Origin of the sequence: Paraburkholderia sp. (assembly GCF_035501035.1) — a bacterium.
Taxonomy (GTDB): Bacteria; Pseudomonadota; Gammaproteobacteria; order Burkholderiales; family Burkholderiaceae; genus Paraburkholderia.
In genome coordinates this window covers 1-11,819 of record NZ_DATJWR010000250.1, presented here as the reverse complement: position 1 = coordinate 11,819, position 11,819 = coordinate 1, and the positions used below count along the sequence as shown (strand labels likewise).

At 66.1% G+C, this 11,819-nt stretch carries 12 protein-coding genes and 1 pseudogene; 8 read left to right on the top strand and 5 right to left on the bottom strand.

Annotated features, from left to right (window positions below):
- Nucleotides 1-151: 151 nt before the first annotated feature.
- Nucleotides 152-1,264, bottom strand: coding sequence for a PHB depolymerase family esterase (locus VMJ11_RS18760; RefSeq protein WP_325620892.1), 1,113 nt, complete (start codon nucleotides 1,262-1,264; stop codon nucleotides 152-154).
- 309 nt (nucleotides 1,265-1,573) lie between these two features.
- Between VMJ11_RS18760 and VMJ11_RS18755 the strand changes: the two genes are divergently transcribed.
- The 3 genes from VMJ11_RS18755 (at nucleotide 1,574) to VMJ11_RS18745 (ending at nucleotide 2,957) form a co-directional block, all read left to right on the top strand.
- Nucleotides 1,574-2,020 (top strand): Ohr family peroxiredoxin, encoded by a 447-nt coding sequence (locus tag VMJ11_RS18755; protein WP_325620891.1) that lies wholly within the window; start codon nucleotides 1,574-1,576, stop codon nucleotides 2,018-2,020.
- 56 nt (nucleotides 2,021-2,076) lie between these two features.
- Nucleotides 2,077-2,343 (top strand): hypothetical protein, encoded by a 267-nt coding sequence (locus VMJ11_RS18750; protein WP_325620890.1) that lies wholly within the window; start codon nucleotides 2,077-2,079, stop codon nucleotides 2,341-2,343.
- A gap of 161 nt (nucleotides 2,344-2,504) precedes the next feature.
- The gene (locus VMJ11_RS18745; protein ID WP_325620889.1) at nucleotides 2,505-2,957 is read left to right on the top strand and encodes a MarR family transcriptional regulator; all 453 of its coding nucleotides are present in this window, start codon (nucleotides 2,505-2,507) and stop codon (nucleotides 2,955-2,957) included.
- A gap of 95 nt (nucleotides 2,958-3,052) precedes the next feature.
- Here the strand turns inward: VMJ11_RS18745 and VMJ11_RS18740 are convergent, their stop codons facing one another.
- Nucleotides 3,053-4,375 carry an MFS transporter gene (locus VMJ11_RS18740; protein WP_325620888.1) on the bottom strand — a complete coding sequence of 441 codons (1,323 nt, stop codon included), beginning with the start codon at nucleotides 4,373-4,375 and terminating at the stop codon, nucleotides 3,053-3,055.
- A 377-nt stretch (nucleotides 4,376-4,752) separates the two neighbouring features.
- Between VMJ11_RS18740 and VMJ11_RS18735 the strand changes: the two genes are divergently transcribed.
- The 4 genes from VMJ11_RS18735 to VMJ11_RS18720 all read left to right on the top strand — a co-directional run bounded on the left by VMJ11_RS18735 (nucleotide 4,753) and on the right by VMJ11_RS18720 (nucleotide 8,564).
- Entirely contained in the window at nucleotides 4,753-5,325 is a 573-nt protein-coding gene (locus VMJ11_RS18735; protein ID WP_325620887.1) for a chromate transporter, read from the top strand.
- Nucleotides 5,322-5,891 (top strand): chromate transporter, encoded by a 570-nt coding sequence (locus VMJ11_RS18730; protein WP_325620886.1) that lies wholly within the window; start codon nucleotides 5,322-5,324, stop codon nucleotides 5,889-5,891. The genes VMJ11_RS18735 and VMJ11_RS18730 overlap by 4 nt, the downstream gene beginning before the upstream one ends.
- A gap of 156 nt (nucleotides 5,892-6,047) precedes the next feature.
- A complete protein-coding gene (locus tag VMJ11_RS18725) occupies nucleotides 6,048-6,368 on the top strand; it encodes a DUF4148 domain-containing protein (protein WP_325620885.1) in 321 nt (106 codons plus the stop codon).
- 396 nt (nucleotides 6,369-6,764) lie between these two features.
- Nucleotides 6,765-8,564, top strand: a complete 1,800-nt coding sequence (locus VMJ11_RS18720) for a trypsin-like peptidase domain-containing protein (protein ID WP_325620884.1) — start codon at nucleotides 6,765-6,767, stop codon at nucleotides 8,562-8,564.
- An 83-nt stretch (nucleotides 8,565-8,647) separates the two neighbouring features.
- On the opposite strand, the gene VMJ11_RS18715 is transcribed toward VMJ11_RS18720, so the two are convergent.
- The 3 genes from VMJ11_RS18715 to VMJ11_RS18705 are packed head-to-tail and all read right to left on the bottom strand — an operon-like array spanning nucleotide 8,648 to nucleotide 10,765.
- On the bottom strand, nucleotides 8,648-9,490 hold the full coding sequence (locus VMJ11_RS18715) for an anti-sigma factor (RefSeq protein ID WP_325620883.1): 843 nt from the start codon (nucleotides 9,488-9,490) through the stop codon (nucleotides 8,648-8,650).
- Nucleotides 9,487-10,005: a sigma-70 family RNA polymerase sigma factor gene (locus tag VMJ11_RS18710; protein WP_325620882.1), complete on the bottom strand. Its 519-nt coding sequence runs from the start codon at nucleotides 10,003-10,005 to the stop codon at nucleotides 9,487-9,489. The genes VMJ11_RS18715 and VMJ11_RS18710 overlap by 4 nt, the downstream gene beginning before the upstream one ends.
- A 31-nt stretch (nucleotides 10,006-10,036) precedes the next feature.
- On the bottom strand, nucleotides 10,037-10,765 hold the full coding sequence (locus VMJ11_RS18705; RefSeq protein WP_325620881.1) for a transcriptional regulator: 729 nt from the start codon (nucleotides 10,763-10,765) through the stop codon (nucleotides 10,037-10,039).
- 218 nt (nucleotides 10,766-10,983) lie between these two features.
- Here VMJ11_RS18705 and VMJ11_RS18700 point away from each other — a divergent pair.
- Nucleotides 10,984-11,819: pseudogene (locus VMJ11_RS18700) on the top strand (hypothetical protein); the annotation flags it as partial.

Here is an 11,819-nt window from a genome sequence, read left to right as displayed (position 1 = left end):
TTTCCCTGGCAGTGCCAACCAGCTCCGGCGTGCAGCCACGGCACTTTCTGCTGGCCTTCGCGATGCTCTCAGGCATTCACTTCCTGTGCTTCGCGGCGGCCATGCTGCTTCCTGCGAAAGTGCAGCGTGCGAGCACAGGATGAAACCGCGCTCACGCCGGCGATCGCCTCAGCTGACGCTCCATGCTTCGGCGCTGCCGCCGGAAGAATTGCCACAGCATGGCTGTAGCGTTGGGGCCTCGGGCCGAATGAAATGGTTCGCTCGGGTCGCCGCCGCTCCATGCATGCCCCAACCCTCGAACGACACCTACCCTCACGAGCAGCCTGCCCGACCTCAGGTAGTCGGTGTACTCCACCGCTTCGCCGCTATAAGTCCGAATCTCGCCAACACGCAACGCGCCCTGCGCATCGAGCAACTGATTGACGCGCGCGAATTGCACGCCGAGCTGCATGGCGTTGTGCCTGGCCACGACCGTATCGAGTTCGCCTTGCAGGATGATGGCGGGCATGCCCGGATACGTGGCTACGTCGACGCAGGCATCGATTAAACCCACGGGGTCTTCGCGGCTGCCGCGGCGCATGACGTTGACCGCAGTCATCGTGGACCTGGCCGCGCCGAAGACCGGCCCGGAGTGCAGGCCAACGGCGGCAAAGAGCGTGGGGTAGCGCACCGCCAGCGCGGCCGCGAGGCCCGCCCCCGCCGAAATGCCCGCCAGATAGACGCGCTCGCGGTCGAAACCGTATTGGCGCTCGATCGCCTCGACGAGCGAGGCGACGGCTGGCGCCTCGGACTGCGCAAGATCGCCGTGCCAGTGCCAGCAACGTTGCGCGTGCGCGGTCTTCGCCTGCTCGGGCAGCAGCACCGCAAAACCCGAGCGCTCGGCCAGCCGGCAAATCCGCGTGCCCGCGGCAAACGACTCCGCCGTCTGCTTGCAGCCGTGCAGCATGACGACGAGCGGCATGCCCGCATCGGGGGCCGCTGTGGCTGGCAGATACAGCGCGTACGCAAGATGGTTGACGAGGTGCCCGGCCAACGGCGGCGCGGAATGGTAGGAGCGAATCCACCTGCCCGTCGTGCCGGCCGTCTGGACCCATGGCGAGCGCCTCGCGCGCGGCTCATCGGCGCGCGTGGCCGGTCTCGCTGCGCTCACTTTTTTTGGCGGCCCAGCTTTGTGCGTGCCAGCCTTTTTCTTCGGGCGCGTATCGCTCATGCGAGCGAGCAGTTCGAGACCTCTAAACCAGATGCTGGTCTTTTTCCTGGGCATGAGCAATGGCGGCAAGGCGTTTCGTTAGCGTCACGCCCGGAGCCACGCGGCGAACACGGTGAAGACAGCGTTCGAGGCGCTGCGAGCCCAACCATCATAGCCGCCCTGACCGCGCATTGAATTCTGCGTGAACACAAGCAGCCGTTGCGCCGGGCTCGATACGGCCCCTCTTTCCCCCTATCAATACATCGCATGCGATTTAATCTTTTGCGCTTGACATGGCGACTCACTTCGACCATTATTCGACGCATGCGATTGCATCGCATACGATTTAAACAGAACCCATACTAAGTCACAGAGGAACCCATCATGACCAAGATCGAAAAAGTCATCTTCTCCGGCAAGACCCACACGACCGTGAACCATGATCCGGCTGCACAACGCGGCGAGTACGGCACCGTCGACATGAAGCTGTCGGGCACAGGCGGCGATAGCCACGAATTCATCGGCGCCCCCGCTCACCCCAGCGCCGAACAGTTCTTCGCGGGCGCCTGGTCGGCCTGTTACTTCGGCGCGCTCAGCATCGCGGCGTCGTTGAAGAAGGTCGAATTGCCGGTCGATGCTTCCGTCGATATTCAGGTCAATATCGGCCAGACCGGTCCGGGCTGGTTCCTCGGCGCGCATTTCGCGGTCCGCCTGCCGGGGGTCGCCCAGGATGTCGCCGAGGCACTCGCGCACACGGCCCATCAAATCTGCCCCTATTCGAAGGCCGTGCACGGAAACATCGAAGTCGCCATGGACGTCTTCACTGCCTGAGCCTGTCACGCATACGCCATTTGCCCAACATTTCAATCCTTTCGCGAGATCCGATCATGAAGACCAAACTCATCGTTGCCCTGTTCGCCGCCCTTTCCGCCTTCGCTGCCGTGCCCGCGTTCGCCAGCGGCTATGGCCCGGCGCCCGCCTACCGGCCCACTGTTGGCGCTCCCGATTCGCAACGGGGTCAGAGCTTGCAAACGCTCGCAGCCGCCGGCGACAGCGCCGCGCAAGCAGGGTATGGTGGCACGCTCGCCAGCCGCTCCGAAATGGGAAGCCGTGTAACCGTCACGCAGCGCGATACGCTCTTCGCCCACCACTAACCTCATGCCCGGTTTCGCCGGACCGGCATGGATCGTCGCTTCCGACGCATGCCGGCCCGGTTGATGAGCGCGGCGGCAACCACGGTTTCATCCGTTACGATATAATCGCATGCGATATAGACGCCACGCACCCTTCGGCGTCTTCCCCAACGAGGACCCCGATGAAATCGACGGAACGCCCCGCGGAGATGCCGCTCTCCGACTTTCTTTGCTTCGCGGTCTATTCCACGAACCTTGCCTTCGGCAAGGCATACAAGCCGATGCTCGAGGAGCTCGGACTCACTTACCCGCAATACATCGCGATCGTGGCCCTCTGGGAAGAAGACGACCAGACCGTGAGTGGCCTGGGCGAGAAGCTCTTCCTCGAATCCAATACGCTCACGCCGATGCTGAAGAAGCTCGAGGCGATGGGTTATCTGGAAAGGCGGCGCGATCCCGAAGACGAGCGCCAGGTGCGCGTGAGTCTCACGAAGAACGGGCGCCGGCTGCGCGAAAAGTGCCTGAAAATGGACCTCACCGACGCGACCGCGCTCGCACCCGAAGACTTCGTAAAACTTCAGAAGCAGATCGTCACGCTACGCAACAATCTCATCAAGCACGTGCAAAGCCGCTAGGGCCTGCACCCGCTCCTCCGGATAAGCTTCCCGGGCGCCGCATATTCATGCCACGCCCGCCCCGTCGTTCAGCGCGCGTTGTTCGCCGTGCGCGCTTACTGCATGCGCACTTCGCTGGCCGCCGCTTTGGGGCCCGCTGTGGGGCCCACTTCCGGGCCCGCTTCTGGCGTCACTGCGCCATCTTGCGCAACGTGCGAGAGATCGCGCCCACGCGTCTCGGGCAGCAGCAACGCAGCGGTCACGACGAGCAGATAGGAAACGCACGCGCAAAGCCCCATTGCCGCCCCCAGATCGAGCTTCGCGCTCAATACGCCCACCATCGTCGGCATGATCGCGCCGATCGCACGGCCCGCGTTGCCGCAAAGCCCCTGTGCCGAGGCGCGGATACGAGTGGGAAACAGCTCCGCGATATAAGCGCCCGTGCCGGCCGCCGTGCCCGACTGCAGCGTGCCGAGCACAAAACCCAGCACCAGCGTGACCGGCAGCGTGATGGGCGCGAGCGTATAGGTGGCCACGGCAATGGCCTGCAGGCACGCAATCACGATGAAGGTGCGGCGGCGGCCGAAGCGGTCCGCCATCCAGCCGTTGAGAAACGCGCCGGCAAAGGAGCCGAGAATGTTGATCGCGAGATAACCGCCGACGTTGGCGATCGACAAATGCAGCGCGAGCTTCAGATATGCGGGCAGCCACGTGATCATGACGTAGTTGCCGCCATAGATGCCGAAGGTCAGCAAGATGGCCTTGAGCGTGGTGGCGCGCGTGGGCGCGGCGAATACGGCCCACACGCTCGGCCGGTCGGCGACGTGTTCGCGGCGAATCTGCTCGAACAACGGCGCTTCCTTGATATGGCGGCGAATCCACAGCACGAGCAGTGTGGGCAGCAGGCCGATGGCGAAAAGCACGCGCCAGGCCAGCGACGGTTCGAGCGTGCTGAAGAGCAGCGTGGAAAGCAGCACCGCCACGCCGTAACCCACCGCCCAGCCTGCCTGCAGCGAGCCGACCGCGCGCCCGCGCACCTCAGGACGAATCGTTTCGCTGATCAGCACGGCGCCCACGGCCCATTCGCCGCCGAAACCGAGGCCCTGCAGCCCGCGCGTGATCATCAGTTGACCGAATGAATTTGTGAAGGCAGAGAGCAGCGTGAACGCGGAGAACCACAGAATGGTGATCTGCAGCACGCGCACACGCCCGTAGCGGTCGGCAAGGATGCCCGCGAGCCAGCCGCCGAGCGACGCCATGATCAACACGGTGGTGCCGAGTATGCCCGCCTGGCCGCGCGTCATGCCCCAAAGCGCGATCAGTGTGGGAATGGCCAGCGCGTACATCTGGGTGTCCATCGCATCGAGCCCCCAGCCGCTGAAGCATGCCCAGTACGTGCGCTTTTCCGGCGAGGTCAACTCGGTGTACCACTTGAACATGCTCTCTCTCCTGCGGCCCTTCTCGATGCGAGGTTCGCCGTTGCTGCTGCCTGCCTGCACGGCGTCTGCACGGTTGTGCCCGCCGGAACCCGCCTCGGCAGGGTGGAACCATGCTATTACGCAACGTCCGCACCAGCTATGCCAATCGTCCCGGCAAGCCATCTAATTCATTTATCGATAACGAAAACTGACCACCACTGCTTCGCTGGCGCGTTCACATGGCAAACACCGCGGCGCTATAATTTCGACGCTCCTTGCGGCGACGCGCTACCATCCGGACACCGATGTAAGGTCAACCAAATCAGACTGGAACCGGATAGAAAGGTCGCGAAAGAAAAACTGCCGAGCGATCGGCGTCATTCATCTGCGCCACTTCCGTGACTGCTTCCTCGCCACACACCAGCCCGCGCCCCACGCTGCTCGGGCTCTTTCTGATATTCAGCCGGATTGGCCTCACCAGCTTCGGCGGCGGCTTGAGCGGCTGGCTGCTGCGCGAATTCGTCCAGGATCGCGGCTGGATCAGCGAAGAGGACTTTCTCAATGGGCTCGCCATATCGCAGGCGCTGCCCGGAATCAACGTGAAGAACATGGCCATCTGGATCGGCCACCGGCTGTTCGGCTGGCGCGGCGCTGCACTCGCCGTTGCCGGTGTCCTCGTGCCGCCCGCGTTCGTGATCGTCGTGCTCGGCAGCGTGGTCGGCGCGCTGATCCTGCATCCCCTCACGCAGGTCCTGATTGCGGGCGCTGCGGCAGCGGCCACGGGATTGTCGCTGTCGATGGGTGTCGTCACCGCGAGGCGCGTGCGGCGGCAGGGGCTTCCGCTGCTGTTGATGGCAGCGACTTTTCTTGCGATCGGCATCCTGCGCCTGCCTCTGGTGTGGGTGGTCCTGATCGGCGGCAGCCTCAGTGTGTTCTGCGAATACGTGGCGATCCGCCGGGGTGCGCGATGAACACACGTATTCTCAGCCAACTCGCCGCCATCTTCGCGCCACTCTCGCTCGTGACGATAGGCGGCGGCCAGGCGATCATCGCGGAGATCCAGCGTCAGGTCGTCGAAGTGCACGCCTGGATGACACATTCGCAGTTCGCCGCCGATTTCGCGATCTCGCGTATGGCGCCGGGACCAGGCTCGCTGCTCGTCACGCTGATCGGCTGGCAGGTTGGCGGCTTCTGGGGCGCGGTCGTCGCAACCGCCGCGCTGTTGCTGCCGACCGGTTTTCTCATCTACGGCGTGACTCATATCTGGGGCCGTTATCGCGGCGCGCCGTGGCAACTGGCACTGGAACGCGGCCTGCGCCCGATCGCTGCCGGCATGATGCTGGCCGCAGGCTGGGTGCTGCTCAAGTCGCTAAACGGCGGCCTTCCCGCGAAGGCAATTGCCGTCGTCTCTCTCTGCGTGCTGCTCAAAACGCGGGTCAGTCCGCTCGTGCTGCTGCTGGCCGGCGCGCTCGCGCTGCTGGGCGTCAACCTGATCGGCGCGGATCTGCCGTATTGGCTCCAGGTGCAGCTCACATAGGGTCTGTTCACATAGGCGGCGCGCGACGCCGTCTCCCAGCGTTACAACTCCACGGGAATAGCTGTCTGCCTGCATGGGTATACCCATTGCAGTCTCCGTTGAATCGACCGGACCTCAGCCGGCCGCCGAACCACGCTATTTCTTAAGGAGTTCGAAATGAACATTCGTCGCCCGCTTATCGCTTCTCTGGTTGCGCTGGGTTGCATCGGGGCCCTTTCTACCGCCTCGGCTCAAGGCCTCACGCGCGCCCAGGTGCGCCAGGAGTTGATCGACGCGCAGGCCAACGGCTCGCAATTCGTGACCGACAGCTCGTATCCCGACGTGAGCCCTGTCTTCGCGCAACAGGTCGCGCATGCGAAAGCGAAGCAGCAGCCCGACGCCATGGGCGCGCCCATGCAGGGCACGAGCGATGCCGGCGCGCCCCACACGACGTGCGTGGGGCCGGTGAGCTTCTGCAATATCTATTCGGGCAGTTGAAAGCGATCGTCGCGCTGCGCCAAAGACAAACGCCCCGTTCCTCTCGAGCGGGGCGACTCGCGCCTGCCTGGCGCCGCTTTCCCGCCACCAGGTCTGCACCTCGCGCCCGACCAGGCGCCCTACCACATGCCCCCGCCATAGACCCGACCATACATACCCGACCACACACCCTCGACCACACGCCCGACCCGCCACGCTCGCCCACCGCGCAGCCCACCACCTTCGATGCGCCGCGAATCCTTCGTGACGCCTTCGTGACGCGTTTGGTGCGCTACAGGACAAACCCTGCCCCCCAATTGCCTTGCAGCGTGACTACACTACTATGTGCGTCGGTACCCGATCGCTTACGGCATCCGGGTTCCGCCCGCCAGCACGATGACCACTGGGAGGTGTGCTGTGCTCCGCCAGATCTTCGCCCGCACTTCGCGCCCCGCGGCCGCGCTCACGCTTGCGCTTGCCAGCGCTTTCTGCCTTCAGGCAATCGCGGCAACGCCCCCACCGCCGCCCGCGAGGCCCTCCCCCAACCAGCCCGCCGCTGCCAACCAGGCCGACGACGATCAAGCCGCCGACGATCAGCCCGTCGCCGATAAAGCCGTCGCCGACAAAGCCGCAGCGGACCAGCCCGCCGCCGACAATCCCCCGGCCGCCGCCATGGCCACTCCGGACTTCTTCTCCCTCGCGGAGCGCTATGGTCCTGCCGTCGTGCACGTCATCGCGCGCAGCGCGGACGACCAGGCCGGGCCGCCGGAGCAGGAAGCCATCGATGCCGACGATCCGTTCTTCGCGTTCTTCAAGCGAGCGCCGCGGCCGGCATCCGGGGCCGACGCCAGCGCCAGCGCGCCGCGCGTGATGATGGGCGCGGGCTCCGGCTTCATCGTCAGTCCTGACGGTGTCGTCTTGACCACGGCGCATGTCGTGGACAACGCCGAAGAAGTCACCGTGCGTCTGAGCGACAAGCGCGAATTCAAGGCGCAGGTGGTCGCCGTCGACCCGCAAAGCGACGTCGCCGTGCTGCAGATCGACGGCCACGATCTGCCGTTCGTGAAGGTCGGCGACACTGCATCGAAGGTGCGCGTCGGCGAACCGGTGCTCTCGATCGGCTCGCCGGACAGCTATCAGAACACCGTGACGACCGGCATCATCAGCGCGACCTCGCGCACGCTGCCCGACGGCAAGGCGTTTCCGTTCCTGCAGACCAACGTCGCGGTCAACCCCGACAACTCGGGCGGCCCGCTGTTCAATCGCGCGGGAGAGGTGATCGGCATCGACGTGCAGGTCTACGCCGACGGCGGCCGCTTCGAAGGACTGACCTTCGCGATTCCGATCAGCGCAGCCAACCAGTTCCGCGCGCAGTTGCAGGCAGCGAACAAGGGCGCGCCCGCCAACGCGGCCAACGCCGCCAATACCGGCGGCGCGGGCACGATCCACACCTTCGGCATGCAGATTGAAGACGTGAGCCCCGGGCTCGCGGCGGCGCTCGGTTTGCCGCACGCGGGCGGCGCGCTCGTCGATGCCGTGGATCCCGCCTCGCCCGTGGCCAATGCGGGCATCAAGGCCGGCGACGTGATCGTGCAGGTCGGCAACAAGCCGGTCGATCGCGCCGCAACGCTCGCGGCGGTGTTCGCCGCCATGCCGCCCGCCACGCCGGCTTCGCTGAAGGTGATCCGCAACCGGCAGCCGGCAGTGGCTGGTTTCGAGAACACGGCGTACGGCGCGAAGACGGCGGATCCACCCCAGCCGGCGCATGGCGCACAGCCAGTGCAGGCAGCACAGGCGACAGCAGCGACCGCTGCGCGAGGCGCACCGGTCGCCATGGATGCGGTCAGCACGCCGCCTCCCGCGAATGTGCATGCCGTCAAGACGGTGATGTCCGACACGAGCGGCCAGGCCGCCATCGCACCAGCGATGGCGCCGGCGCCGCATCGTCCCGCGGACCGCCTTGGGCTCGTCATGCACCCGCTGAGCGCGGAGGAAAAGCGCTCGACCGGGTTGCCACTGGGCCTGATGGTGGATGCCTCGACCGGCCCGGCGGCAACCGCCGGGGTCCATCCCGGCGACGTCGTGCTGTCGCTGAACGACACACTGGTCGAATCGCAGGCGGACGCCGCAGCCCTCGAAGCGAAGGCGACGAAGAGCATGTCGCTGCTGATCCAGCGAAACAATGCGCGCAGCTTCGTTGCCGTGAAGCTCAGGTAAGCGCCCACCGCGCGCCGCGCATCGCGTTCGAGCGCGGCTACGCGGCAAGAATGGCGGCGCGTGGCGACGCGCCGCCCGCGTGCTCAGCGCGACGTCAATTGCGCATAGACGTCGTGCGCGAGCTGCAGCAGCACCTTGCGGTCGATGCCGCCCGAAAGCGCGTAGCCGAAGTCGCCGTCCACCCAGTAGAACACGTTCACCGGGCCGTCCTGATACAGCTTGAACGCAGTGGTATTGGCGCTCGTCTTGCGGTGGGAGATGCACAGCGTCACCCGTTCGCCCTGCGCGTTGTGATACATGAACTGGGCGACTTCGCCGTCCTCTCCCGGCAAGAGGCGGCCGCCCGAGAGCTCGAAGCCGCTCTTCGAAAGCATCGGCGCGTGGACGTTGGTGCCGAGCCGGTTGGCTAGCCACTTCACGAAGTCCTGCTCCTGGCTCTCGTCCATCGCGTCGGGCCGCACCACGGTCGGCATGTAGACGACATGCGCGAGCGCCGCCTGCTGCGCAAAACGCTCCGTGCCTTCCGCGCTCACCGCGCGCAGATCACCGCCGCCCGCCATCGTCGTTGCGCCTCCAGATGCGCCCGAGCCGCCCATCCCATCGTGCACACCCCAGCCGATTCCCACGCCCAGCACGAGCGTGGCCGCCAAGCCCGCAAAGCGCGTCCAGTTCGCCGCCGCACGCACGGCCACCCGCTCAGGCGCCGGCGCGGCCACGCGCAGGCGCGCAGGCAGCGGCTCGTTGAGCACGCGGTCGTAACGATCGTGCAGCAGGTTGTTCAGCGCGAAGAAGTCGCTCGCCCGTGCGGCAAGCTCGGGGTTGCGCTCGAGTTCGCGCTCCACGTCGGCGCGGCGCGCCTCGGAGAGCGTGCCGTCCACGTAGGCGTGGATCTCGTCCTGGGTGACTGGATTCTGTTGTTCGCTCATCGCACCACCTTCAGGTTCGCACGCGGGACGGAACCGGCCATGAGCGCACGCAGGCGCTCACGTCCCCTCGACAGACGCGACATGACCGTGCCTATCGGTATGCCGAGCGCCAATGCGACATCGGCGTAACTCATCTCCTCCAGCCCGACCAGTAGCACGACCTGGCGCTGCTCGACGGGCAGACGCTGCAGCGCGTAGTCCAGATCGCGCACCTCCAGCGCACCGGTCTGGGTCGCGGGCACGGCGTAATCGGCTTCGGGTACGTTCTCGTCGTCGACGGAAAGATGCGTGCCGCGCGCCGCCGACTTGCGCACCTGGTTCACGAAGATGTTGTGCATGATCGTGAACAGCCACGCGCGCAGGTCGGTGCCCGAGCGAAACAGCTCCGTGCGGGCAATCGCCCGTTCGAGCGTGTCCTGCACGAGGTCGTCTGCCAGCTCGCGGTTGTTGATCAGCGCGCGCGCGTAGCGTCGCAGGCGCGGCACGTGCTCTATCAGCTCGTCACGGATGTCCATGATTGATCCCGGGTTCCATCCTCGATTGCATTCACGGTGCGCCGCTGTCGCGCGGCGGCATCGTCGCGAGGTCCGCCGCGCGCATGAGCCCGCGCGTTTGCGCATTGCCCGCCAGCACCCAGCGCGTGCCGCCCTGGCGCCACATCAAGAGCCGCAACGCTCCCGCGCGGTGCGCGCTCCACTGCGGCGCGCCGCTCGCGAGCCACGCGCGCGCGCCCAGCAGCACCACGCGCTCGCCTTCGCCATTCTCGTAGACGTAGCGCCGCGCGCTCGCGAACGGGCCGAGCCTCACTTCGCTGCCGCCAAGGTAGCGCAGGCCCGCCGCGCCGAGATCGAACGGCGCGCTCGCCGGCCCCAGTATCGCTTCCGGGGTGGCCGGCGCGCCCGGCTTCGCGTTTTCAGCCTCCATCAGCGCCATCACGGCGGCGTCGTTCAGCACCTGCTGCGACGGCTCCGAAACCGCGACCCACCCCAGCGCCACGCAGGCCAGCGCGAACGCCGCGGCGAAGGCCCTGACGTAGCGCCACGCGCGCCTCGGCCTGGGGGGCGCGTTGAGCGGCGGCGCAGCCTGCTCGGGGTACGCATCGCGAATCTGCGCGTTCAGGCGCCGGTAAAACAGGATCCGCCGCCATTCGCCGGGCTGGCCCGCAAGGTAGCGCCGCACGTGCGCCGCGCGCGCGCCGGCTAGCGTGCCGTCGCTATAGGCCTGGATGTCGGCTTCGGAGACTGGCCGCTCGTCGAGCGGCCCACGGAACTTCATGATCGTAGAGCGGTGCCGGGGTGGAGATGCGGGAACTAACACACGGCGGCCGGCGATTATTCCCATCGGAATTCGAAAAAATCGCTCCGCGCGGCTCGCTCATCCATCAGATCGGCATAAAAGAATTCACATTACCCACTCTGAATATTGTCCGAATTATTTCCTTACATGCGCGTGCGAGCATCACGCCCAACTGCCGCGCACCCTGCGGCAGGCTCATGTTCACGGGAACCCAGGTGAAAACTGCCGCTCGCCTCATTGCCTTGTCGATCGCGCTGCAAGGCCTCGCCTTCGAACCTTGTGTCGCGCAAGGCACGCTCAACTACACCACGTCCTGGATTGGCAACAGCTTCGGCTTCGGCGACGGCAAGTGGATGCAGCTCGACGTCGAAGCCATTGCCGTCGCGCCCGACGGCACCGTCTACGCGAACGCGCCCTGGGACGAGAGCGGCAGCGAGATAGGCGTCTACCGCGGCGGCGACAAGCTCGCCATGGGCGGCAACGCGCATGGCTGGGGCAACGCGGGCGGCGACGCCATCGCGGCGAACGGCACCTACGTCTATGCGGCAATGTCGATCGGCAACGAGAGCAACGCGCTCGTGGGCGCGGACTATCCGCCCGCGAACCCGACCTGGTTCGGCGTGACGCTGCGGCTGCGCTAGAACGTGGCGCTGGGCCCGCGCCCGTTCGGCTCCGCGCTCGTCGGCCAGGGCGCCGTGCTCGAAAGCTACGTGATGGGCACGCGCACGCTGGGCTGGCGCCTCCACGGCCTGACGTTCGTCGATGCAGCCAGCTTCGACCCCGCCAACCCCGCGAACATTTTCACCGGTTCGAAGCGCTTCACGCTCGACTACAGCCGGGCGCCCGGCAAGCAGTGGACCTATGCGGGTTTCACGCTCAACCGCTTCGCGTACCCCGACGATCCCGCGCTTCACTCCGCGCGCGGCGTGCGCGGCTCGCCCATGGTGCGCCGCTTCGATGGCCAGCCTTTCCTCTATACGCTCGACGAATACGCGCACTACCTGAGCATCTACCGCTTCTCGCCCGCCACCGA